At 72.3% G+C, this 23,174-nt stretch carries 17 protein-coding genes and 1 pseudogene; 11 read left to right on the top strand and 7 right to left on the bottom strand.

The annotated features are described in order from the left end of the window. Positions 1 to 60 precede the first annotated feature (60 nt). Positions 61 to 990: a carbohydrate ABC transporter permease gene (locus tag AOK09_RS11185; RefSeq protein WP_055587000.1), complete on the bottom strand. Its 930-nt coding sequence runs from the start codon at positions 988 to 990 to the stop codon at positions 61 to 63. A gap of 2 nt (positions 991 to 992) precedes the next feature. Further along, complete coding sequence (locus AOK09_RS11180) at positions 993 to 2,243, bottom strand: extracellular solute-binding protein (protein ID WP_055586999.1); 1,251 nt, start codon at positions 2,241 to 2,243, stop codon at positions 993 to 995. A gap of 211 nt (positions 2,244 to 2,454) precedes the next feature. Here AOK09_RS11180 and AOK09_RS11175 point away from each other — a divergent pair, with 211 nt between their 5' ends. From AOK09_RS11175 to AOK09_RS11160, 4 genes are all read left to right on the top strand, one after another. Continuing rightward, the gene (locus AOK09_RS11175; protein WP_079062948.1) at positions 2,455 to 3,513 is read left to right on the top strand and encodes a LacI family DNA-binding transcriptional regulator; all 1,059 of its coding nucleotides are present in this window, start codon (positions 2,455 to 2,457) and stop codon (positions 3,511 to 3,513) included. A 264-nt stretch (positions 3,514 to 3,777) separates the two neighbouring features. Then, a complete protein-coding gene (locus tag AOK09_RS11170) occupies positions 3,778 to 5,379 on the top strand; it encodes a glycoside hydrolase family 43 protein (RefSeq protein WP_055586997.1) in 1,602 nt (533 codons plus the stop codon). Continuing rightward, positions 5,376 to 6,104: a cupin domain-containing protein gene (locus AOK09_RS11165; RefSeq protein ID WP_055586996.1), complete on the top strand. Its 729-nt coding sequence runs from the start codon at positions 5,376 to 5,378 to the stop codon at positions 6,102 to 6,104. The genes AOK09_RS11170 and AOK09_RS11165 overlap by 4 nt, the downstream gene beginning before the upstream one ends. A 210-nt stretch (positions 6,105 to 6,314) precedes the next feature. Further along, positions 6,315 to 7,901 (top strand): endo-1,4-beta-xylanase, encoded by a 1,587-nt coding sequence (locus tag AOK09_RS11160; RefSeq protein WP_055586995.1) that lies wholly within the window; start codon positions 6,315 to 6,317, stop codon positions 7,899 to 7,901. 179 nt (positions 7,902 to 8,080) lie between these two features. Here the strand turns inward: AOK09_RS11160 and pepN (AOK09_RS11155) are convergent, their stop codons facing one another. The 3 genes and pseudogenes from pepN (AOK09_RS11155) to pepN (AOK09_RS11150) form a co-directional block, all read right to left on the bottom strand. After that, positions 8,081 to 10,702 (bottom strand): aminopeptidase N, encoded by a 2,622-nt coding sequence (gene pepN, locus AOK09_RS11155; protein ID WP_055586994.1) that lies wholly within the window; start codon positions 10,700 to 10,702, stop codon positions 8,081 to 8,083. A gap of 150 nt (positions 10,703 to 10,852) precedes the next feature. Then, positions 10,853 to 11,096 (bottom strand): annotated as a pseudogene (locus AOK09_RS41960) (PfkB family carbohydrate kinase); the annotation flags it as partial. Between the two features lie 38 nt (positions 11,097 to 11,134). Next, positions 11,135 to 13,741: an aminopeptidase N gene (pepN, locus tag AOK09_RS11150; protein ID WP_055586993.1), complete on the bottom strand. Its 2,607-nt coding sequence runs from the start codon at positions 13,739 to 13,741 to the stop codon at positions 11,135 to 11,137. 149 nt (positions 13,742 to 13,890) lie between these two features. Between pepN (AOK09_RS11150) and AOK09_RS11145 the strand changes: the two genes are divergently transcribed. From AOK09_RS11145 to AOK09_RS38970, 3 genes are all read left to right on the top strand, one after another. Further along, positions 13,891 to 14,532, top strand: a complete 642-nt coding sequence (locus AOK09_RS11145) for a mycothiol-dependent nitroreductase Rv2466c family protein (RefSeq protein ID WP_055586992.1) — start codon at positions 13,891 to 13,893, stop codon at positions 14,530 to 14,532. 211 nt (positions 14,533 to 14,743) lie between these two features. After that, complete coding sequence (locus AOK09_RS11140) at positions 14,744 to 15,490, top strand: polysaccharide deacetylase family protein (protein ID WP_217698414.1); 747 nt, start codon at positions 14,744 to 14,746, stop codon at positions 15,488 to 15,490. A 170-nt stretch (positions 15,491 to 15,660) separates the two neighbouring features. Then, positions 15,661 to 16,617, top strand: coding sequence for an alpha/beta hydrolase (locus AOK09_RS38970; protein WP_055586991.1), 957 nt, complete (start codon positions 15,661 to 15,663; stop codon positions 16,615 to 16,617). Between the two features lie 4 nt (positions 16,618 to 16,621). On the opposite strand, the gene AOK09_RS38965 is transcribed toward AOK09_RS38970, so the two are convergent. Next, on the bottom strand, positions 16,622 to 17,752 hold the full coding sequence (locus AOK09_RS38965) for a PucR family transcriptional regulator (RefSeq protein WP_055586990.1): 1,131 nt from the start codon (positions 17,750 to 17,752) through the stop codon (positions 16,622 to 16,624). Between the two features lie 27 nt (positions 17,753 to 17,779). On the opposite strand from AOK09_RS38965, the gene AOK09_RS11125 reads away from it, so the two are divergent. Beyond that, positions 17,780 to 19,150 carry an extracellular catalytic domain type 1 short-chain-length polyhydroxyalkanoate depolymerase gene (locus AOK09_RS11125; protein WP_055586989.1) on the top strand — a complete coding sequence of 457 codons (1,371 nt, stop codon included), beginning with the start codon at positions 17,780 to 17,782 and terminating at the stop codon, positions 19,148 to 19,150. A 190-nt stretch (positions 19,151 to 19,340) separates the two neighbouring features. Further along, complete coding sequence (locus tag AOK09_RS11120) at positions 19,341 to 19,940, top strand: biotin transporter BioY (protein ID WP_055586988.1); 600 nt, start codon at positions 19,341 to 19,343, stop codon at positions 19,938 to 19,940. Between the two features lie 97 nt (positions 19,941 to 20,037). Here AOK09_RS11120 and AOK09_RS11115 read toward each other — a convergent pair whose 3' ends face one another. Next, positions 20,038 to 21,483 carry an amino acid permease gene (locus AOK09_RS11115; RefSeq protein WP_055586987.1) on the bottom strand — a complete coding sequence of 482 codons (1,446 nt, stop codon included), beginning with the start codon at positions 21,481 to 21,483 and terminating at the stop codon, positions 20,038 to 20,040. A gap of 204 nt (positions 21,484 to 21,687) precedes the next feature. On the opposite strand from AOK09_RS11115, the gene AOK09_RS11110 reads away from it, so the two are divergent. Further along, a complete protein-coding gene (locus AOK09_RS11110) occupies positions 21,688 to 22,176 on the top strand; it encodes a ribose-5-phosphate isomerase (protein WP_055586986.1) in 489 nt (162 codons plus the stop codon). A gap of 21 nt (positions 22,177 to 22,197) precedes the next feature. Continuing rightward, entirely contained in the window at positions 22,198 to 23,007 is an 810-nt protein-coding gene (locus AOK09_RS11105; RefSeq protein ID WP_055586985.1) for an Fpg/Nei family DNA glycosylase, read from the top strand. The last annotated feature ends 167 nt before the right edge of the window (positions 23,008 to 23,174 follow it).

The following is a 23,174-nucleotide window of genomic DNA, read 5'->3' as shown; positions in this document are numbered from 1 at the left end:
GTGCTGGGCCGTGCGGGGGTCACGGGCGGGGCCGCGGGGCGGGTGTCGGTGGACATGTCGTCACATACCTTCCCGGGTGGAGCGCATGTTGCCGAAGCCGCTGAACCGGACCAGGAGCAGCGACAGCGCGGTGGCCACCACCACGAGTGCGGTGGAGAGCGCGGCCGCGTAGCCGAGGTCATAGGTCTGGAAACCGGTCCGGTACATCAGGTAGGGCAGGATCGTGGTGTCCGTGCCGGGACCACCCTTGGTCATGATCAGCACGGTGTCGAAGTAGGTCAGCGAACCCACGATGATCAGCACCGAGGAGGTGGTGATGGTGTTGCGCAGCTGCGGGAGGGTGATGTGGAAGAACTGCCGCACCATGCCCGCACCGTCCATGGAGGCGGCCTGGTAGAGGACCTCCGGGATCTGCCGGGCGCCGCCCTGGTAGATCAGGGTGTGGAAGGGCATGAACTGCCAGCCGCCGACGAAGGCGACCGTGAGGATGGCGCCCGTGGAGGTTCCCAGCACACTGGGGTCGAGGCCGACCCAGGGCAGGATCTTCGCGGCCAGACCGAAGTTGGGGTCCAGCAGGGCGTGGAAGAGCAGGGCGATCGCCGCGGTGGAGAGCAGCAGCGGGATGAAGAAGATCGCCGACAGCACCGCTCGGTTGCGCTGCCGTCCCGCCGCCCATACACCGAGCAGCAGGGACACCGGGGTCTGGAAGCACCAGCTGATGACGGTCATCAGCAGGCTCAGCTTGGCCGCCTGCCAGAACTCGGTGTCCTTGAACAGCCGGGTCCAGTTGCCCAGGCCGGTCAAGGTCGGCGAGTTGAGGCCGTCCCACTTGCAGAACGACAGATAGACGGCCAGCGCCAGGGGGACGATGGCGAAGACGGCGAAGAAGAGGAGGCCGGGCAGAGCCCAGCTGACGTGCGGGCGGCCGACATTGCTGCCGGCCGCCGCGCCGCCTCCCCGCTTCTTGCCGAGCGGAGTTGCGTTAGACATCGTTACCTGACGGCCTTCATTGCTGCGACGAACTGCTCAGGAGTGGAGGACCCGGCGAACAGCTTGCTGATCTCGGTGAGCAGCGGGGTGGCGTACTGGGCCTCCAGGGCCTGGTCCCAGGAGAGGGTGAAGCTGGGGGCCTTCTGCACCAGGTCGTACTGGTAGTGCGCGAACTCCGGGTTGGGGGAGGAGTCCAGCAGCGCACCGGCGTTGGAGGTGGTCGGGATGTCGCCGTTGGCGGTGAGCGCCTTGGCGTAGTCCGCCGACGCCATGGCCTTCAGGAACGCGATGGCCTCGGTCTTGTGCTTGGTCCGGGCGTTGATCGACCAGTAGTTGGTGGGGTTGCCCACCACGTCGGCCGCGCTGCCGGTCCCGCCGGCCACGGTCGGGAAGGCGGTCCAGCCCAGGTCCTTCTTGGCGAAGTCGGGGGCCTTGCCCAGCTGGGTCGAGTACTCCCACGAGCCCATCAGGTGCATGGCGGCCTTGCCCTTGTTGAGCAGGGTGGGGGCTCCGCCGTTGCCGTAGTCGACCGAGTTGAAGTTGTTGCCGAACGCACCCTCGTCGACCAGCTGCTTGACGGTCTGGGCCGTCTTCAGCACCGCCGGGTCGCCCCAGGCGGAGGAGTCGCCGTTCTGGATCTTCTTGAAGACCTCGGGGCCGCCGATGCGGTCCAGCAGGTACTCCAGCCACATCAGCTCGGGCCACTTGTCGGCGGCGCCGAGTGCGAACGGGGTCACACCGTGGGCCTTGAAGGTGGTGATGTCCTGCTGCAGGTCGTCCCAGGTCTTGGGGGCCTGCAGGTTGTACTTGGCGAACAGCGCCTTGTTGTAGAAGAGCATCACGGGCTGCATGCCGCGCATCGGCACGCCGTAGATCTTCCCGTCGAGGCTGCCGGCGGTCATGATCGAGGGGAGGAACCCGTCCTTGAGCGTGGCGTCGCTCTGGATGGTCGAGGTCAGGTCGACGAGCTGGTTGGCGTCGACGTACGGCTTGATGGAGCCGCCACCCCAGTTGAAGAACACATCGGGGGCGTTCGGCGAGCCCATCGCGGCGCGGAGCTTGTTGACATAGTCCGTGCCGGGAATCTTGACAAGCTTGACCTTGACCTTCGAGGTCTTGTTGAACGTGTCGACAGCGGCCTGCTGAACCTTGACCGCGTCGTCACCGTAGACATAGGCCGTGATGGTCCCGCCGCTGCCGCCGCTGCCGCCCGAATTGGAGCCACAACCAGCAAGAACAGCCGCCATTCCCATCGCGGCTGCGACCGCGGTCCATCTACCCGTACGGGTACCCTTGAGCATGCCCGACCCCATGACTTGCACCTCTGTCGAATGTTTCGAGGAGTACAACGAATGTTGCCGGAACCGTACGGGTGAGTTTCGGGCGAGTCAAGGGGAGGGTCGAAACGAGACCCTCGACGCAGGGGCTCTCCAGTAGGGCGCCCAGGCGGCTACCATCCCTGCCATGAGTCCCGCAGAGGTCCAGTCTCGCCAGGAGGAGCCGTCGTCCGGCGTAACAGCGGAAGGCGGCGCGACGCTGGCCGAGATCGCTCGCGCCGCGGGCGTCTCGGCTCCGACAGTTTCGAAAGTGCTCAACGGGCGCGCCGATGTCGCCCCCGCCACCCGCAGCCGGGTGGAGGAGCTGCTGCGCCGCCACGGCTACCGGCGGCGCCGGGGTGGCATGCAGCAGTCCCAGCTGCTGGACCTGGTCTTCCACGAGCTGGAGAGCGCGTGGGCGATGGAGGTCATCCGCGGTGTGGAGAACGTCGCGCGTGACGAGGGTCTCAGCCTGGTGCTCTCCGAAAGTGCCGGTCGGCTTTCGCCGGGCCAGACCTGGGTGGACGGAGTGCTCGCCCGCCGTCCGGCCGGTGTGATCCTGGTGCTGTCGGACCTGGACGCCGCCCAGCGCGCTCAGCTGACGAGCCGTGACATCCCCTTTGTAGTGATGGACCCGGCGGGCGACCCCGGTGGCGTGGTGCCCTCGATCGGCGCCACCAACTGGCAGGGCGGCCTGGCCGCCACCCGTCACCTGGTGGAGCTGGGCCACAGCCGCATCGGTGTGATAGGGGGTCCCGCCAGCATGATGTGCAGCCGGGCCCGGATCGACGGCTACCGGGCGGCACTGGAGACCGCGGGTCTCACGGTCGACCCCGGGCTCATCAAGCGGGGCAACTTCCACCACGAGTCCGGCTATGCGATCGGACTGGAGCTGCTGCGGCTGCCGGACCGGCCGACCGCCATCTTCACCGGCAACGACCTCCAGGCCCTGGGTGTCTACGAGGCCGCCCGCGAGCTGGGTCTGCGCATCCCCGAGGACCTCAGCGTGGTGGGTTTCGACGATCTGCCGCTGGCCCGCTGGGTCGGCCCGCCGCTGACCACCGTGCGGCAGCCGCTGACCGAGATGGCCGAGGCCGCCGCGCGGCTGGTGCTGGACCTGGGACGGGACCGCCGGCCGGCCGCCACCCGGGTCGAGCTGGCCACCAGCCTGGTGGTCCGCAGCAGCACGGCGCCGCCCTCCCGCTGAGGGCGGTGCGGGCGCGCGGGGGCGCGGGTTCGCGCAGACGTATTGACGGCTCCGGAGACGGAGCCGTAACGTCTCCGAAGCAGATCGGAAAGTTGATCGAAAGTTTCGATCTCCCGGTCAACGTTCTTCTCCTGTCCTGGTATCCGGGCAGGAGTGGCCCGGCCCCCGCATTCGCCCGACGCGCGAAGGGAGGCGAGCGGCCTCCCCGCGCCCGCACCGGACCGATGCCTCTCGGAGCCGTACGGGACGGGTCCCGCGCCCGCCATGTACCGACACCAGCCACCGAAGCAGACCACCCCGGCCGCCAACCCCCTGCTGCCGGGCTTCCACCCGGACCCGGCGGTCTGCCGGGTCGGGGACGACTACTACCTGGCCAACTCGTCCTTCGAGTACTTCCCGGGCCTGCCCCTGCACCACAGCCGTGACCTGGTCCACTGGCGGCCCATCGGTCATGCCGTGGACCGCCCCGAGCAGCTGGCGCTGGACGGTGTCCGCCCCTCCGGAGGGCTGTACGCCCCCGCGCTCGCCCACCACGACGGGCGCTTCCACCTGGTGTGCACCCTGGTGGACGGCAAGGAACGGTCCGGCACCTTCCTGCTCACCGCGGAGGACCCGGCCGGGCGCTGGTCCGACCCGGTCTGGCTGGACGACGCCCCGGGCTTCGACCCCTCGCTCTTCTTCGACGAGGACGGCTCCGCCCATCTGCTGGGCACCCGGCAGATCGACGAGGCCGGCCACACCGAGATCTGGATGCGGGCTCTTGATCTCGACGCCGGCCGGCTCACCGGGCCCGAGCATGTGCTCTTCCGCGGCGCCCTCATCGGCGCGGTCTGGGCCGAGGGGCCGCATCTGTACCGCCACGACGGCTACTACCACCTGGTCGTCGCCGAGGGCGGCACCGAGCAGAACCACGCCGTCACCACGGCACGCAGCAGGCGGCTCACCGGCCCCTACCAGAACAACCCCCGCAACCCGGTGCTCACCCACCGCCACCTGGGCCGCAGCCACCCCGTCAGCGGCGTCGGCCACGCCGACCTGGTGCGGACCCCCGCCGGGGACTGGTACGCCCTCCTGCTGGCCTCCCGCCCCTACGGAGCCGCCCCCGGCGGCCGGGGCTACGCCAACCTCGGCCGGGAGACCTTCCTCGCCCGGGTGGAGTGGGAGGACGGCTGGCCGGTGTTCAACCCCGGCAGCGGCCGCCTGGAGGAGCACACCGAGGTCGCCCTGGCACCGCACCCCTGGCCCCGGCCCGAACCGCTGGACCACTTCGACGCACCCGAGCTGCGCCCCGAGTGGAATCTGCTGCGCACCCCCCGCGACGAGGTGTACTCGCTCACCGAGCGCCCCGGCCGGCTGCGGCTGAGGCTGCTCCCGCAGACCCTCGCCGAACAGGCCACCCCGGCCTTCGTGGGCCGCCGCCAGCAGCACACCGAGTTCACCGCGGAGACCGAGCTGGACTTCGAACCCGTCGCCCTGGCCGAGTCCGCCGGGCTCGCCCTGTTCCAGAACCACGACCACCACATCCGGCTCAGCGTCGACGCCGAGTCCGGCTCCAAGGCGGCCAGGGTCACCGTCCGCAGCGGCGGGGTGGAGACCATGCGCGCCCAGCTGCCGCTGGAACCCGGCCCGGTGCGCCTCGGCGTACGGGCCGACGGGCAGGACTACACCCTGCTCTGCTCCCAGCACCCCGGCCGCTGGGACAAGCTGGCCACCGTCGACGGCCGGATCCTCAGCAGCCAGCTCGCGGGCGGCTTCACCGGCGCCTATGTGGGCCTGTACGCCACCGGCCCGGGGGACAGCCGGTCGCCGGGGGCCGACTTCGACTGGTTTCGCTACACCGAGGGGGAGAGGGCGGACCAGGAATGAGCGACGAGTCCCAGCCGGGCTTCCCCGGCGGCACCGCCGTCTCCCGGCTCCAGGTCTACGACTGGCCCGCCGAGGACGGCCGCCGCGGCGGCTCGCCCCATGTCCACCTGGCCTCCACCGAGGCCTACCTGGTGGTCGAGGGGGAGGGGGAACTGCACACCCTCACCACCCAGGGGCTGCAGATCACCGCGTTACGCCCCGGCACCGTGGCCTGGTTCGCCCCGGGCACCATCCATCGTGCCGTCTCCACCTCGGGCGCGCTGCGCGCCGCGGTGGTGATGCAGAACTGCGGCCTGGCCGAGGCCGGTGACGCGGTCCTCACCTTCCCCGAGGAGATCCTCCAGGACCCGGGTGCCTACGCCGCGGCCGCCGCGCCCCCCGTGGGGGCCGGAGCCGCCCGGCACCGCCGGGACCTGGCCGTACGGGGATTCCGCCGGCTGGTCCACCAGGTCGCAGCCGGGGACACCGAAGCACTCAGCAACTTCTACCGCCGGGCGGTGGCGCTCTGCGCCGACCGGCTGGAGGAGTGGCAGAACACCTGGCGGCACGGCCCCAAGGCCGCCGCCCTGCAGACCGGCGACCATCTCGCCGAACTTCGCGACGGCCGGATCGGCCATCTGCTGGAGGCGACCGTCCAGGTTCGCCAGGCTCCGCCGGACGCGGAGCGCCACTACGGCATGTGCGGACTCCTGGACAGCTACGACCTCAGTCCCACCACCCCCTGAACCGCCGGCGGTGCGGGCCCGACCCGCTTCCAAAGCCGCACCGCCGGCTTCCAGCCCTCCCTTGTGTCATGCCCGTGTCGAGCAGGCCCACGGGCACCTCTGGCCCCGCCGGACCTCACCGGCGGCTGCACCACCGTTTCGTGTTTCGCCACCCCGGAACCAGGGCCCCGCCGAACCGGCGGCGCCCGCAACGGAAGGGAACCACCCACCATGCGCCACCTGCTCAGCCGTGACACCGCCGGATGGAGGCGAAGTGCCGCCGTCCTGGCGGCCGGCGCCGCCGCCGCGCTCGCCGTGTCCGGAGTCACCTCCACAGCCGCCCAGGCGGCCGGCACCCCGCTGCGCGACCTGGCCGCGGCCAAGGGCATCTACATGGGCGTCGCCCTCGCCAACGGGACGCTCGGCAGCGACTCCACCTACCGGAGCATCGCCGCCACCCAGTTCAACGCGGTGACCCCCGAGAACGAGATGAAGTGGGACACCATCGAGCCCTCCAAGGGCTCGTTCAACTACTCCAGCGGCGACTCCATCGTCTCCTTCGCCCAGACCAACAGTGACAAGATCCGCGGTCACAACCTGGTCTGGCACCAGCAGCTGCCGGGCTGGGTGACCAGCCTGCCCACCAACCAGGTGCAGGCGGCCATGGAGAACCACATCACCAACGAGGTCACCCACTACAAGGGCAAGATCTACGCCTGGGACGTCGTCAACGAGCCGTTCGACGACAGCGGCAACTACCGGACGGACGTCTTCTACAACGCCATGGGCGGCGGCGTCGCCTACATCGCCGACGCGCTGAAGACCGCGCATGCGGCCGACCCCGCGGCCAAGCTGTACGTCAACGACTACAACATCGAGGGCACCGGCTCCAAGAGCGATGCCATGTACAACCTGGTGAAGTCGCTGAAGGCGCAGGGTGCACCGATCGACGGCGTGGGCTTCGAGAGCCACTTCATCGTCGGACAGGTGCCGTCGTCGCTGAAGTCCAACATGCAGCGCTTCGCCGACCTCGGCGTGGACGTGGCCATCACCGAGCTCGACGTGCGGATGCCCACCCCGGCGACCAGCGCCAACCTCAGCCAGCAGGCCACCGACTACGCCAACGTGGTCAACACCTGCCTGGCGGTCGCCCGCTGCGTCGGCGTCACCGCCTGGGACCTGGACGACGGCCACTCGTGGGTGCCCGGCACCTTCTCCGGCCAGGGCGCGGCCACCCTGTACGACTCCAGCTACAACCCCAAGCCGGCCTACACCTCGGTGCAGAACGCGCTCGGCGCCGGCAGCTCCACCTCGGGCGGCACCACGTCCGGGACCACGTCCGGGACCACCGCGGGTACCACGTCCGGGACCACCGCGGGTACCACGTCCGGGACGACCACGGGCACCACGTCCGGCACGACCACGGGTACCACGTCCGGGACCACGTCCGGGACGACCACGGGTACCACGTCCGGGACGACCACGGGCACCACGTCCGGCACCACCGGCGGCACCCCCACCGGCTGCTCCGCGGTCTACTCCGTGACCAGCTCCTGGAACGTGGGCTTCACCGCCAACGTCACCATCAGCTGCGCGGCCGGATCGTCGCTGAACGGCTGGAAGGCCAACTGGAACTTCGGCGCCGGCCAGACCTTCGCCTCGCCCGCCTGGAACGCCAACTGCACCCAGAGCGGCGCCGCCGTCAGCTGCAGCAACCTGTCCTACAACGCCTCGGTGCCGTCCGGCGGCTCCGTGTCGTTCGGCTTCAACGGCAACTGGAGCGGCTCCAACCCGATCCCGACGGTCACCCTGAGCTGATCAAGCTGATCGACCTGAGCTGATCACTCCGAGCTGATCACCGGATCCCGCCCCGGCGCCGGTGACCACGGGCCCGGACGGCACCCGCCGTCCGGGCCTGTCGCCCGTCCGGCCGCCGTACGCACGGCAGCGGGGGGAGCGCGGCCAGGCCGCGCTCCCCCCGCTGTGTCACAGGGCGGTCAGTGCCCGGCTGCGGCCCGGTCGGCGGCCTGCGCCCGCAGGGCCCGCTCCACGCCCGCCCGCGACTCCACGACCATCCGGCGCAGCGCCGGGGCCGGGTCGGCCGACTCCAGCCAGGCGTCGGTGGCGTCCAGGGTGGCCTGCTCCACCTGCAGCGTCGGGTAGAGCCCGACGACGATCTGCTGGGCGATCTCGTGCGAGCGGGTCTGGAAGATCCCCTTGACCGCGGCGAAGTACTTCGCCGTGTACGGCGCCAGCAGCTCCCGCTGATCGGTCTGCACAAAACCGGCGATCACCGCCTCCTGCACCGCGTTGGGCAGGGTGTCCGACTCCACCACCGAGGCCCAGGCCTCGGCCTTCGCCCCGGCCGTGGGCCGGGAGGCGCGGCAGGTCGCGGCATAGCGCTCACCGGCGGCGGTCCGGTCGCGCTCCAGCTCCGCCTCCACCGCCTTGTCGTCGGCGGCACCCGTCGCCACCAGCCGCTGCAGCAGCGCCCAGCGCAGCTCGGTGTCCACGGCCAGGCCGGCCACCGACTGCGAGCCGTCCAGCAGGCCGGACAGCAGGCCCAGGTGTTCCTCGGAGCGGGCCACCGCGGCCAGCGCCCGCGCCCAGGCGAGCTGGTGGTCGCCACCGGGCTCCGCCGCCCGCAGCTGCTCCTCGCAGGCCGCGGCCCAGCGGGCCAGGCCCTCCTCGCGCCACTCGGGGTCGGCGTAGAGGTCCAGCGCCAGCTTCAGCTGCCGCTGCACGGTCTGCACCACGCCGATGTCGGACTCCCGGCCGAGGCCGGAGAGGACCAGCGAGAGGTAGTCGCGGGTGGCCATCTCACCGTCGCGGGTCATGTCCCAGGCGGAGGCCCAGCACAGCGCGCGCGGCAGCGAGTCGGTGAAGTCGCCCAGGTGCGCCGTGACCACGGCCAGCGACTCCGCGTCCAGCCGCACCTTGGCGTAGCTGAGGTCGTCGTCGTTGAGCAGCACCACCGCGGGGCGGGCCCGCCCGGCCAGCTGGGGGACCTCGGTGCGGGCGCCGTCCACGTCCAGCTCGATCCGGTCGGTGCGGACCAGCCGGCCGTCCTGCAGGTCGTAGGCGCCGATGGCGATGCGGTGCGGACGCAGCACGGCCTCGCCCTTGGCGCCGGCCGGCAGCGGCGGGGCCTCCTGCAGCACCGTGAAGGAGGCGATGGTGCCGTCCTCGGCGAGGGAGATCTCGGGGCGCAGGATGTTGATGCCGGCCGTCTCCAGCCAGGCCTTGGACCAGGCCTTGAGGTCGCGGCCGGAGGTCTCCTCCAGGGCGCCCAGCAGGTCCACCAGTCGGGTGTTGCCCCAGGCGTGGCGCTTGAAGTACGCCTGCACGCCGCGGAAGAACTCGTCCTTGCCGACGTAGGCCACCAGCTGCTTGAGCACCGAGGCGCCCTTGGCGTAGGTGATGCCGTCGAAGTTGACCTGGACGTCCTCCAGGTCGTTGATCTCCGCCATGATCGGGTGGGTGGACGGCAGCTGGTCCTGCCGGTACGCCCAGGTCTTCATGGAGTTGGCGAAGGTGGTCCAGGCCTGCGGCCAGCGGCTGCCCGGGGCCTCGGCCTGGCAGATGATGGAGGTGAAGGTGGCGAAGGACTCATTGAGCCACAGGTCGTTCCACCACTCCATGGTGACCAGGTCGCCGAACCACATGTGCGCCAGCTCGTGCAGGATCGTCTCCGCCCGCGCCTCGTAGGCCGCGTCGGTCACCTTGGACCGGAAGACGTACTGGTCGCGGATGGTGACGGCGCCCGCGTTCTCCATCGCCCCGGCGTTGAACTCCGGGACGAAGAGCTGGTCGTACTTGGCGAACGGATACGGGTGGTCGAACTTCTCCTGGAAGTAGTCGAAGCCCTGCCGGGTGACCTCGAAGATCTGCTCCGCGTCCAGGAACTCCCGCAGCGACGGGCGGCAGTAGACACCCAGCGGCACTGTCTGGTCACCGGACCGGTAGGTGTCGAAGACCCCGACATAGGGCCCGGCGATCAGCGCGGTGATGTACGAGGAGACCCGCGGGGTGGGCTCGAACGCCCACACCTGGGTGCCCGGGACGGTGCCCTCGGTGGGCTCCGGCGTCGGGGAGTTGGAGACGACCGCCCAGCCGGCCGGGGCGATGACGGTGAAGCGGAACTCCGCCTTCAGGTCGGGCTGCTCGAAGGAGGCGAAGACCCGGCGGGCGTCCGGCACCTCGAACTGGGTGTAGAGGTAGGTCTCGCCGTCCACCGGGTCCACGAAGCGGTGCAGGCCCTCACCGGTGTTGGTGTACGCGCAGTCCGCCACCACCCGCAGCTCGTTCTCCGCGGCCAGCGAGGGCAGCGCGATCCGGTTGTCGGCGAACACCTCGGCCGGGTCGAGCGCGGTGCCGTTGAGCACCACCTCGTGGACGGCCGGTGCCACCAGGTCGATGAAGCTCGCCGCCCCCGGCTCACGGGAGGTGAAGCGCACCACGGTGGTCGACCGGTACGTCCCTCCCCCCTCCGCGTCCGCCTTCGGCGAGGAGGGGCCCACCCGGGCCGCGCCCAGGTCGAGCTCGATGTCGTAGGCGTCCACGTGGAGGAGCTGGGCCCGGGTGCGGGCCTCCTCACGGGTCAGGTTGGTGCCAGGCACGTCGCATGACTCCTTCGTCGTCGTTCCCGGGGCATCCTGTCACGCCCCGTGCCCTGTCGCCGTGCCATATCCCCCGGGCGGCTGCGCTCCCCGCGAACGCCGCGGGGCCGTCACCCCGGCGCTGCCCGGCCGCGCCCCGCGGACCATCCGTCAACTCCCCGCCGGACACGGCGGTTCCGGCAGCTCGGCCAGGGTGGGACAGGAGTCCTGCGCCCCCGCCCGGGTCACGGCCGCAGCCCGGACCCGTACGGCGAACCGCACCGCGGCCGCCAGACCGTCACCGGATCCCAGCCCGCCAGGCCAGCGCGGCGGTGAAGGCGTCCCCGGCGCCGGTGGTGTCCACCACCGGCACCCGCACCCCCGGCACCCGTACGCAGCCCGAGGCGCCACCGTCACCACCTCCGCCTGTGCCGGACCTGCCGGGCGTGCCCGCTACGCCGCCGACTCGCACTCCTGGGCGCGCATGGCGCGGGCCAGGTCGTCGCGGGACTCCAGCACCAGCCGGCGCAGCGCGGGGGCGGCGTCCGGATGCCCGGCCAGCCAGGCGTCGGTGTCGGCCAGCGTCGCGGGGACGGTCAGCAGCCGGGGGAAGAAGCCGCTGACGATCCGCATGGCGGTCTCGATGGTGCGGCTCTCCCACACCTCCTCCAGCAGGGCGAAGTAGCGCTCGGTGTAAGGGGCCGTCAGCTCACGGGTGCCCGCCTGCTGGAAGCCGGAGATCTGCGCCTCGATCAGTGCGTTGGGCAGGTCGTCGGCGTCCATGACCGCGTGCCAGGCCGCCGCCTTGGCCTCCGCGGTGGGGCGCGAGGCCAGGGCGTGCAGCCGGAGCCGGCGGCCGCTGGCGGTGTCGTCGCGCCGCAGCTCGGCCGCGAGGTCCGCCTCGTCGGCCTCGCCCGCGGCGGCCAGCGACTGCCACAGCGCCCAGCGCAGCTCCTGGTCGACCTCCAGTCCGTCGACCTGCTCGGTGCCGTCCAGCAGACCGCGCACCAGGCGCAGCTGCTCCGGTGCGACGGCGGTCCGGGCCAGGAAACGGGCCCAGGCCAGCTGGTGGTCGCTGCCGGCCGGGGCGGCGCGCAGCTCGCGCAGGGCGCCCTCGGCGAGCTGCCGCCCGGCCTCCTCGCGGTGGGCCGGTGCGGTGTAGTGGTCCAGGGCCGACCCGGCCTGCTGGTGCAGCGACTGCAGGACGCCGATGTCGGACTCCTGGCCGGCGAAGCGCAGCACCAGGCGCAGGTAGTCACGGGCGGGCAGGACGCCGTCCCGGGTCATGTTCCACAGGGCGGACCAGGCCAGGGCGCGGGCCAGCGGCTCGGTGATGTCGCCCAGCCCGTCCCGCAGAGTGGCGAGCGAGTCCGCGTCGAAGCGGACCTTGCAGTACGTCAGGTCGTCGTCGTTGAGCAGCACCAGGTCGGGCCGCGGCTGCCCGGCCAGCTCGTCGACCACGGTCCGCTCGCCGGTCACGTCCAGCTCGGCGCGGGCGGTACGGACCAGCGCCCCGGCGCCGTCGCGGCCGTAGAGGCCGACGGCGATCCGGTGCGGGCGCAGCTCGGGGTGGTCGGCGTCGGCCTGCTGGAGCACCGCGAGTTCGGCGATGCGCCCCTGGCCGTCCAGGGTGAGCTGCGGGGTGAGGGTGTTGACGCCCGCGGTCTGCAGCCAGGCCCTGGACCACTCCGCCATGGCCTCGGAGCCGCGTCCGGAGGTCTCGGCGAGCACCTCCAGCAGGTCGCCCAGCACGGTGTTGCCCCAGGCGTGGCGCCGGAAGTAGCGGCGGGAGCCCTCGAAGAAGGCCTCCCGTCCGGCGTAGGCCACCAGCTGCTTGAGCACCGCCGCGCCCTTGGCGTAGGTGATGCCGTCGAAGTTGAGCTTGGCGTCCTCGAGGTCGCGGATGTCCGCGGTGATCGGGTGGGTGGTGGGCAGCTGGTCCTGGCGGTAGGCCCACGCCTTGCGCCGGTTGGCGAAGGTGGTCCAGCCGGCCCGGTGGCGGGTGGCCTCGTCCAGGGCGAAGGTGCCCATGAAGTCGGCGAAGGACTCCTTGAGCCACAGGTCGTCCCACCACTGCATGGTGACCAGGTCGCCGAACCACATGTGGGCCATCTCGTGCAGGATCACGGTGGCCCGGCTCTCGTAGGCCGCCTCGGTCACCCGGGACCGGAAGACGTACTCCTCGCGGAAGGTGACGCACCCGGGGTTCTCCATGGCGCCGATGTTGTACTCCGGCACGAAGGCCTGGTCGTACTTGCCGAAGGGGTACGGGTAGTCGAACTCGTCGTGGAAGAAGTCCAGACCCTGCTTGGTGACGGTGAAGATCTCGTCGGCGTCGAAGTGCCCGGCCAGCGAGCGGCGGCAGAGCGCGCCCAGCGGGATCTCCAGGACCGAGCCGTCGGCGAGCTCGCGGCGGTAGTGGTCGCGCGCCATGTGGTACGGGCCGGCGACCACGGCGGTGATGTAGGTGGAGATGGGCTGCGTGGCGGGGAAGCGCCAGGTGCGCAGGCCCTCCCCGGCGTCCTCGGGGCTGCCCTCGGCCGCCGTGTTGGAGAGGACCTCCCAGTGGGCGGGCGCGGTGACCGTGAAGGTGAAGGGTGCCTTGAGGTCCGGCTGCTCGAAGGTGGCGAACACCCGGCGGGCGTCGGCGGGCTCGTACTGGGTGTAGAGGTAGGTCTCGCCGTCCACCGGGTCGGTGAAGCGGTGCAGCCCCTCGCCGCTGCGGCTGTAGGCGCACTCGGCGTCCACCACCAGCTCGTTCTGCTCCGCGAGGCCCTCGACGGACACCCGGGCGCCGTCGAAGACCTTGGCGGGGTCCAGGGCGCGGCCGTTCAGCACCACCTCGTGCACGGCCGGGGCCAGCAGGTCGAGGAAGGTGGCGGCACCCGGCTCGCTGCAGCGGAACCGGACCGTCGTCCGGGAGCGGAACGTGCCTGCCTGCCCGGCGCCGCCGACCGGCTCCTGGGCGGAGCGCAGGTCGAGATGGACGTCGTACGCGTCCACCGTCAGGATGCGGGCCCTTTCGCGGGCCTCGTCGCGGGTCAGGTTGCGTCCCGGCACTGCGTTACTCCTTTGTCCGGCTTGTGGCGGTATGGCTGGGGCGGCGGGTGAGCCCTCCGCATCCTTTCACGCGACTTCGCCCCCGGGCCGCCGACCGGGAATGGGCCGCGTCCGTGGCGCGTTGGCCGCACGGAGGACCGTGCAGAAGGATGGGGACCGTGACCGCAGAAGAGACCAAGACCGCTGATTTCTGGTTCGACCCGCTGTGCCCCTGGGCGTGGATGACATCCCGCTGGATGCTGGAGGTCGAGCAGATCCGCCCGGTGCGCACGCGCTGGCATGTGATGAGCCTGGCCGTGCTCAACCAGGGCCGCGAGGACCTGCCGGAGCAGTACCGTGAGTTCCTGGAGCAGGCCTGGGGCCCGGTGCGCGTCTGCATCGCGGCCGCCGCCCGGCATGGCGACGACGTGCTCGGCCCGCTCTACACCGCGCTGGGCACCCGCTTCCACAACCAGGGCCTGCCCCGTGACCGCGCCACCATCGAGGACGCGCTGGAGGAGGCCGGCCTGCCCCGCGAGCTGGCCGACGCCGCCGACACCGACGAGTACGACGACGCCCTGCGCGCCTCCCACAAGGAGGGCATCACCCTGGTGGGCGAGGACGTCGGCACCCCGGTGATCGCGGTGCCCGGGCCCGACGGCGAGCAGGTCGCCTTCTTCGGCCCGGTGGTCACCCCCATCCCGCGCGGTGACGCCGCCGGGCGGCTGTGGGACGGCACCCTGCTGGTCGCCGGCACCCCCGGCTTCTACGAGATCAAGCGCACCCGCACCCAGGGCCCGGTCTTCGACTGAGCCCCGCCGTGCGTCCGCGGCCCCGTACCCCCGTCTTCCGCGGGGGTGCGGGGCCGTCCGCTGTGCAAGGGTCGGACGGCGCCGCCCCGATCTCCGACGCCCGTCTGATGACCTGCGCGGACGCCCCATGACAGGGTTCTGCCATCACAACCGCACCACACCGCACCACCGTGCACCGCACCGCGCTGACCGCGCCGACAAGGGGTATGCAGTGACCATCAACGCCAGCGGCCGTCCCGCCGGGCACCCGTCGGGGATGCGCGGCCCCGTGCCGTCCGGCGCGCTGCCGGCCGGAGCCGCGCCGGCCGGGGTGCTGACGGCCGAGACGGTGCTGGGTCCGGCCCCGGCGTCCCCCGCCACCGCGACCGCCGTCGACTCCACCGCGGGCGGCGGCCGCAGCGTGGCGCTCACCTTCGACGACGGGCCCGCCCCCGAGGACACCCGCGCACTCCTGGCGGTGCTGCGCAGGCACCAGGTCAGGGCGGTCTTCTGCCTCTGGGGCGACCATGTGGAGGCCCACCCCGAGGTGGTGCGGGAGATCGTCCGCGACGGCCATGAGCTGGCCGGCCACTCGATGCACCACGACGACATGTCCGACTGGGAGCCGGAGCGGATCCGCGCCGACCTCCGGCAGACCAACGCCGTCATCGCCCAGGTCGTCCCCGGTGTGCCGGTCCCCTGGTTCCGCGCCCCGTACGGCAACTGGGGCCGGACCCCGGAGGTCGCCGCCGCGCTGGGGATGCAGCCGCTGGGCTGGCGGCTGGCCGTGGGCGACTGGGAGCCTCCGGGCACCGACGAGCTGGTCCGCAGGGTGATGGAGGGCGTCACCCCCGGGGCCGTGGTGCTGCTGCACGACGGGGGCGGGGACCGCAGCCAGACCGTGGCGGCGGTCGACCGGATCATCCCCGAACTCCGCGCCGACGGCTGGCACTTCGACCAGCCCGCCCGTCGCGCCTGAGCAGCCGCCCCACCCCCGTAGGAGCCGCAGTGAGAGCCGCAGCGACAGCAGCCGTGAGCGCCCGCAGGGCCGTGCGCCCCCGTCCTGCCCCGGCGTAGCCGCGGCCCTCCCCACCGAGACGGCAGCCCTCCGGCTGCGCCTCTGCCACTGACCCGGACAGGAGGACGGACATGGGCCACCCCTTCGACTTCGACCCCGAGCTCGCGGCCGCCCTCGCGCTGGCGCCGGACGTCGACCTCTCCGACCTGGCCGCGGCCCGCGCCGCGCAGGCCGCCGAGCTGGCCGGAACCACCGAGCGGACCGACCGCACCGGGGTGGATGTGGAGGACCTCCTGGTGCCGGGGCCGGACGGCGCGCCGGACGTCCTTCTGCGGACCTACCGCCCGCAGGGCGTCCCGGGACCGCTGCCCGTGCTCTACGCCATCCACGGCGGCGGGTTCGTCCTCGGCACCCCCGAGGTCGACCACGAGTCCAACCTGCGGTTCTGCCGCGAGCTCGGCGCCCTGGTGGTCTCCGTCGACTACCGGCTGGCCCCCGAGCACCCCTACCCGGCCGCGCTGGAGGACTGCTACGCCGGGCTGTGCGCACTGACCGCCAGGGCCGCGGAGCTGGACATCCGGCCGGACCGGATCGCCCTGTGGGGCGACAGCGCGGGAGCCTGCCTGGCCACCGCGCTCACCATGCTCAGCCGCGACCGCGGCGGCCCCGCCGTCTGCTTCCAGCACCTCCACAGCCCGGCGATCGACGACCGGCTGGCCACCCCGAGCGCACTGCGCTACACCGACACCCCCGTGTGGAACCGGCGCAGCGCCCTCATCAGCTGGGAGGCCTATCTGGGGCCCGGCGTCCCCGGCTCCGACGGCGTCCCGCTGTACGCGGCCCCCGCGCGGGCGACCGCCGCCGACCTGGCCGGACTGCCGCCGGCCTATGTCGCGGTGATGCACTCCGACCCGCTGCGCGACGAGGCCGTCGACTACGCCAGGACGCTGCTGGCGGCGGGGGTCACCGCCGAACTGCACCTCTTCCCGGGCACCTTCCACGGCGCGGCGATGGTCCCGTACGCCGCCGTGGTGCAGCGTGCCACCGCCGAGGCGCTCGGTGTGCTGCACAGGGCGCTGGCCCGGTGAACGGTCAGTCGGCGGACAACCGCCGTGCGTACAGGGCCAGTTGGGCGCGGAAACGGTCCTGTGGATCGCGCAGCCGCCACCCCATGGCGTCCTCCACGTGCGCCAGCCGCGCCGCCACCGAGCTGTGGTGCAGATGGAGCCCGGCGGCGGCCTGGCGCAGCGACCCGGTACGGCAGAACGCCGCCAGCGCCGCGATGTTCAGCTCCCCCGCCTCCCGCCCCGCCAGCTCCTGCAGTGCCCGCACCTCGGGCTGGGCGCGCAGCCGCTCCACCGGGATGTCGGCCAGCAGCGCCACCGGTCCCAGCTCGTCGTGGTCCACCACCGCCTCCACCGGGTCGCCGGCCACCGCGAACCGCAGCGCCGACCGCGCCTGCGTCCAGGAGGCACCGGCCTCCAGCGGCGCCACCGCGGCGCCGACGCCGACCCGCACCCCCCGCACCGAGTCCCGCGGGCCCCCGCAGACCGCGTCGCTCCCGCCGACCACCGACAGCAGCTCCGCCGCCGGCGAGGCCGTACCCTCGCGACGCTGAATCAGCGCCACCCCGAGCGGCCCCAGTCCCGCCACCCGGACCGTCCCCTGCAGCGCACTGCGCCCCAGGACGGCGACGGCCTGAACCCCCGGATCGCCCTCGCCGCCGGCCGCGGCCGCGACCCGCAGCGGCACATCCGGAGCCATGCCCAGCAGCCGCAGTGCACGGGCCCGGTCCTCGACCGCCTCCCGCTCCGAGAGCACCAGCTCCACCAGGGCCGGATCGGCCACATGGGGAGCGCCGGCCCGCCGCGGCGCGCCGTCCAGCACCCGGGCGGCGATGGCCATCCACTCCAGCACCAGCTCGTCCAGCGGCCCCGGACCGCCCTGGCGCTCCAGCCAGACCCGGCCCGCCGGACCCAGCGCCACCGCCCCGGACATCTCGCCGGGAGCGCCCGGAAGCGCCATGCCGTCCGGGCCGAACCGCATCGTGCGGCCGTCCGCCAGTTCCAGCCCCGCAGGGCACTCGGCGAGGCCCGCGGTGGACCGCACCAGTGCCGTCGCATCGACGGCGACACCCAGCAGCGCCTCGAAATGGGCGATCACCCGTACCGCGGTGGCGGCGTCCGGGTCGAGCGCCGACAGGCGCAGCAGCAACCCCTTCACAGTCCGAAGTGTAGAGAGGACCAGAACATGTTCGACAGGAGAAGGAAGGGCCGAGGACTGCTCGCCGCCCTTCTCGCCGGGACGGCGTCGCTGCTGGCGTCGCTCGTGATGGCCGCCCCGCCGGCCGCGGCGGCCTCGCTGACCGAGGTCACCAACTTCGGAACCAACCCCACCAACCTGCGGATGTACGTCTACGTCCCCACCAGCGCCCCGGCCAAGCCGGCCATCCTGGTGGCGGCCCACCAGTGCACGGGCTCCGGGCCGGGCTTCTACTCGGGGACCGAGTTCGCCTCGCTCGCCGACCGCTACGGCTTCATCGTGGTCTACCCGTCGGCGACCCGCAGCGGCAGCTGCTGGGACGTCTCCTCCCCGCAGGCGCTCAAGCGGGGCGGCGGCAGCGACCCGGTGGGCATCATGTCGATGGTCACCTACGCCGAGCAGCACTACGGCGGCGACGCCTCCCGGGTGTACGTCACCGGTGCCTCGTCCGGCGCGATGATGACCAACGTCCTGCTGGGCGACTACCCGGACGTCTTCAAGGCCGGGTCCGCCTACATGGGTGTGCCCTTCGGCTGCTTCGCCACCACCGACGGCTCCAGCTGGAACAGCGCCTGTGCCAACGGCCAGATCAGCAAGACCGGCCAGCAGTGGGGCGACCTGGTGCGGGCCGCCGACCCCGGTTACAGCGGCGCCCGGCCCCGGATGCAGCTCTGGCACGGGACCGCGGACACCACGCTCTACTACCCCAACTTCGGGGAGGAGATCAAGCAGTGGACCAATGTGCTGGGGGTGAGTGAGACCCCGGTCCTCACCGACCACCCGCAGTCCAGCTGGACCCGTACCCGCTACGGTTCGACCGGCACCCAGGCCCCGGTCGAGGGGATCAGCGTGCAGGGTGTCGGCCACTCGCTGCCCATGAGCGGCATGGCGGCCCAGACCATCGCCTTCTTCGGTCTGGACGGCAGCTCCTCCACCACGGGCGGCACGACCACCACCGGTGGCACGACCACCACCGGCGGGACCACGGCGGGTACGACCACGGGCGGCACCACGGCCGGTACCACCACCGGCGGCACCTCCGGCTCCTGTGCGGTGAGCGACACCATCAGCGCCTGGAACAACGGCCTGACGTCCGCCATCACCATCACCAACACCGGTACCGGCACCGTCAACGGCTGGACGCTGGCCTTCACGCTGCCGTCCGGACAGACCGTCACCTCGGGCTGGAACGCCACGTACACCGGCACCAGCGGGGCCGTCACCGCCAAGAACCTCTCCTACAACGGCACCCTGGCCCCGGGCGCCTCCACCTCCATCGGCTTCCAGGCGACCCACACCGGCAACACCGCCAAGCCGACCTCCTTCACCCTCAACGGAGCCGCCTGCAGCGTCAGCTGACCCTGCGGCCCCGCCGATCCACGGGCCCGTTCCCGGCAGGCACCGCCCTGCCGGGAACGGGTTGGTGGTGAAGCGACAACCCGCTGCCCTGCGGTTTTGTCGACACCTGCTTGAGTACGGCGCGACCGCGCCGAGTAGGTTCACAGATGTTCACGCATCTCGGACCCTCACCCCTGCGGAGACCATCGACATGAGCACCGCCACCGCCTCGATCCGCCCCGGCGCCGTCCTCGCGGACCTGCTGCCCGCCACCGCCGGGGCCCGCGCCCTGGCCCGCGACCTCGCCCTGGTCGTGGGCGGCGCCGCCCTCACCGGGCTGGCCGCGCAGCTCAGCGTTCCGGTGCACGGCTCGCCGGTGCCGGTGACCGGCCAGACCTTCGCCGCGCTGCTGGTGGGCACCGCTCTCGGCGCCCGCCGCGGCGCAGCCTCGCTCGGCCTCTACCTGCTGGCGGGCGTCGCCGGGCTGCCCTGGTTCTCCGAGGGCGCCTCCGGCGCCGGTCTGGTGACCCTGGGCTATGTGATCGGCATGGTGCTCGCCTCCGGCCTGGTGGGGGCGCTGGCCCGGCGCGGCGCCGACCGCGGGCCGCTGCGCACCGCCGGTGCCATGCTGCTGGGCAACCTGGCCATCTACGCGGTCGGCGTGCCGTACCTGGCCGCCTCCGCGCACCTCTCGCTGGGCCGCGCCGCGGACCTGGGCCTCTACCCGTATCTGCTGGGCGACGGCCTGAAGATCGCGGTCGCCATGGCGGCCCTGCCGCTCGCCTGGCGGCTGGTCGGCCGCCGCGGCTGACCACGGCGCCGTACGGACCGGAGGCCGGCCGACCACCGAGGGGGTGGTCGGCCGGCCTCCGGCGTTCCGTCGGATCAGGGCCGTCGGAACAGGGCCGTCAGATCACGGCCTCGGCCGTCCCCGCGGCGGCCGCCGACCGGCGCCTGCGGTCCACCACCACCGACGCGGCCAGCACCACCAGGGCTGCGGCAAGCGACAGCAGCATCTGGGTGCGGCCGTCGTGGTCGGTGAACATATAGGCCACCACAAAGCTGATCAGCCCGATGGTCGCCCAGGTCAGGTACGGGTACAGCCACATCCGCACGGTGAGCCGCGACGGGTCCTCCCGCTCGTGGATCCGGCGCATGCGCAGCTGGGAGAAGCAGATCACCAGCCAGACGAAGAGCGCCACCGCGCCCGAGGAGTTCAGCAGGAACTGGAAGACGGTGTCCGGCGAGGTGTAGTTGAAGAACACCGCGACGAAGCCGAAGACCACCGAGGAGAGGATCGCCACCCGCGGCACCCCGCGACGGCTCACGGTGGCGAAGGCCCTCGGCGCGTCACCGCGTCGGCCCAGGGAGAAGGCCATCCGGGAGGCGGTGTAGAGGCCGGAGTTGAGGCAGGACAGCACCGCGGTGAGCACGATCACATCCATCACCTGGGAGGCACCGGGGATGCCCACGTGCTTGAGCACCGCCACATAGGGGCTCTCCGCCACCGAGGAGGAGTTCCACGGCAGCAGGGTGACCACGATCGCGATGGAGCCCAGGTAGAAGACCCCGATCCGCCAGATCACACTGTTGGTGGCCTTGCTCACGGCCCTCCGCGGGTCGGCCGACTCGCCGGCCGCCAGGGTGACGATCTCACTGCCCATGAAGGCGAAGACCACGGTGAGCATTCCGGTGAAGACCGCGCCCACACCGTGCGGCAGGAAGCCGCCCCGGCCGGTCAGGTTGTCCGCCCCCACCGCATGGGTGCCCGGCAGTACGCCGAAGATCGCCAGCGCGCCCACCACGATGAAGGCGACGATGGCCACCACCTTGATGCCGGCGAACCAGAACTCGAACTCGCCGTAGGAGGAGACCGAGAAGAGGTTGGTCGCGGTCAGCACCGCCATCACGACCAGCGCGAAGGCCCACTGCGGGACCGCCGGTATCCAGTGGTTGAGGATGGTCGCGCCGGCGGTGGCCTCCACGCCCAGCACCACGACCCAGAAGAACCAGTAGAGCCAGCCGATGCTGAATCCCGCCCAGCGGCCGAGCGCCCGGTCCGCGTAGGCGGAGAAGGAGCCGCTCTGCGGGTCCGCCGCGGCCATCTCGCCCAGCATCCGCATCACCAGCACCACCACCAGGCCGGCCAGCGCATACGAGAGAAGGATGCCCGGCCCGGTCGCGGCGACCCCCGCGCCGGAGCCCACGAAGAGGCCGGCGCCGATCACGCCGCCGATGGCGATCATCGACAGATGACGGTTCTTGAGCCCGGCGTGGAGTCCGCCGCCGGCTGCGGGGGCGTCGGATGTCTCCGCCGGGCTGACCCGGCTCCCCGGAGTGGTTTCCGTAGTCATTCAGATGACCTTGCCTTTCCTGCGTGGTGTTCACCCCGGGCGGAGACCCGCACAAGGCCAAGGACAGGACCACGCAATCCGGGGCAATCTAACCCTTTCGTTCGATTTTCGGAACCCCCTTGGCGAAATCCGGCGAACTGCCGCTCCTCCGCTCGGCGGACCCTGGACAGCCGCTGCCCACTGCGACGTGCCACACTCCTGGGTATGCGCGTGTACCTGGGATCCGACCACGCCGGATACGACCTCAAGCAGCACCTCGTCCAGTGGCTGAAGGACGCCGGCCATGAGCCCGTGGACTGCGGGCCGCACCTCTACGACGCCGAGGACGACTACCCGCCCTTCTGCCTGCGGGCCGCCGAGCGCACCGCCGCCGACCCCGAGGCGCTGGGCGTCGTGATCGGCGGCTCCGGCAACGGCGAGGCCATCGCCGCCAACAAGGTCAAGGGCGTACGCGCGGCCCTGGCCTGGAGCGAGGAGACCGCGACCCTCGGCCGCGAGCACAACAACGCCAACGTGCTCAGCGTCGGCGCCCGGATGCACACCGAGGAGCAGGCCACCCGCTTCGTCGAGGTCTTCCTCGCCACCCCCTACTCCGGCGCCGAGCGGCACTCCCGCCGGATCGCGATGCTCGACGAGTACGAGACCACCGGAGCGCTGCCGCCGATCCCGGCGCACCACCCGCAGGACTCCTGACCGCGACCGGGACCGAGCACCGTGCCCGAGGGCCACACCATCCACCGGCTGGCCGCCGAACACCGCAGGGCGTTCGGCGGCCGCGCCGTTCGCGCCTCCAGTCCGCAGGGCCGGTTCGCCGCGGGCGCCGCACTGCTGGACGGCCAGGTGCTGCAGCAGACCGACGCCCACGGCAAGCACCTCTTCCTGGGGTTCGGGGAGCACGGCTGGATCCATGTCCACCTGGGCCTCTACGGCACGGTCACCTTCGGCGAGGGACCGGCGCCGGAGCCGGTCGGAGCGGTCCGGCTGCGTCTGGAGGGCGACGGCGGCCACGCCGATCTGCGCGGCCCGGCGGCCTGCGAGCTGATCACCGCCGCCGAGAAGGACGCCCTGCACGCCCGGCTGGGACCCGACCCGCTGCGCCCCGGCGAGGACCCGCAGCCCGCCTGGCGGCGGATCTCCCGCAGCCGCACCTCCATAGCCGCCCTGCTCATGGACCAGAAGGTGCTCGCCGGGGTCGGCAACGTCTACCGCGCCGAGGTCCTCTTCCGCCTGGGGATCAGCCCGCACCGGGCCGGGCGCGACCTCACCCGGGCCGAGTGGGACGCCCTCTGGTCCGACCTGGTGGGGCTGATGCACCTGGGCGTCGCGGCCGGCCGGATCGACACCGTCCGTGACGAGCACACCCCGGAGGCGATGGGCCGCCCGCCGCGGGTGGACGACCACGGCGGCGAGGTCTACGTCTACCGCCGGACCGGGATGCCCTGTCTGGTCTGCGGAGAGCCGGTGCGGGCCGAGACGCTCGCCGCCCGCAACCTCTTCTGGTGCGGCGGCTGCCAGCGGCGCTGAGCCCTGCCCGGTCCCCGCCCGCCGCGCCGCCCCCGGACCCTCGGACCGCAGGCTCAGAAGCCGTTCGGCAGCCAGGGCGCCACGTCGCCCCCGAACGCCCGGGCGGCCTCCGCCAGCGCCCCCTCCCGCAGTTCCCGTACCCGCCCGGCGGCGGCCAGCGCCGTCAG

Source organism: Peterkaempfera griseoplana (genome assembly GCF_001418575.1).
Lineage (GTDB): Bacteria > Actinomycetota > Actinomycetes > Streptomycetales > Streptomycetaceae > Peterkaempfera > Peterkaempfera griseoplana.
Note: the sequence above shows the minus strand (reverse complement) of the source record. Positions and strands in the feature narration are given on the sequence as shown.

Coding starts and splice junctions, on each gene's coding strand:
- AOK09_RS11170 (WP_055586997.1), top strand. CDS start 3,778: ATGTACCGACACCAGCCACCGAAGCAGACCACCCCGGCCGCCAACCCC.
- AOK09_RS11125 (WP_055586989.1), top strand. CDS start 17,780: ATGTTCGACAGGAGAAGGAAGGGCCGAGGACTGCTCGCCGCCCTTCTC.
- AOK09_RS11175 (WP_079062948.1), top strand. CDS start 2,455: ATGAGTCCCGCAGAGGTCCAGTCTCGCCAGGAGGAGCCGTCGTCCGGC.
- AOK09_RS11160 (WP_055586995.1), top strand. CDS start 6,315: ATGCGCCACCTGCTCAGCCGTGACACCGCCGGATGGAGGCGAAGTGCC.
- AOK09_RS11110 (WP_055586986.1), top strand. CDS start 21,688: ATGCGCGTGTACCTGGGATCCGACCACGCCGGATACGACCTCAAGCAG.
- AOK09_RS38970 (WP_055586991.1), top strand. CDS start 15,661: ATGGGCCACCCCTTCGACTTCGACCCCGAGCTCGCGGCCGCCCTCGCG.
- AOK09_RS11185 (WP_055587000.1), bottom strand. CDS start 990: ATGTCTAACGCAACTCCGCTCGGCAAGAAGCGGGGAGGCGGCGCGGCG.
- AOK09_RS11115 (WP_055586987.1), bottom strand. CDS start 21,483: ATGACTACGGAAACCACTCCGGGGAGCCGGGTCAGCCCGGCGGAGACA.
- AOK09_RS11165 (WP_055586996.1), top strand. CDS start 5,376: ATGAGCGACGAGTCCCAGCCGGGCTTCCCCGGCGGCACCGCCGTCTCC.
- AOK09_RS11180 (WP_055586999.1), bottom strand. CDS start 2,243: ATGGGAATGGCGGCTGTTCTTGCTGGTTGTGGCTCCAATTCGGGCGGC.
- AOK09_RS11145 (WP_055586992.1), top strand. CDS start 13,891: ATGGGGACCGTGACCGCAGAAGAGACCAAGACCGCTGATTTCTGGTTC.
- AOK09_RS11120 (WP_055586988.1), top strand. CDS start 19,341: ATGAGCACCGCCACCGCCTCGATCCGCCCCGGCGCCGTCCTCGCGGAC.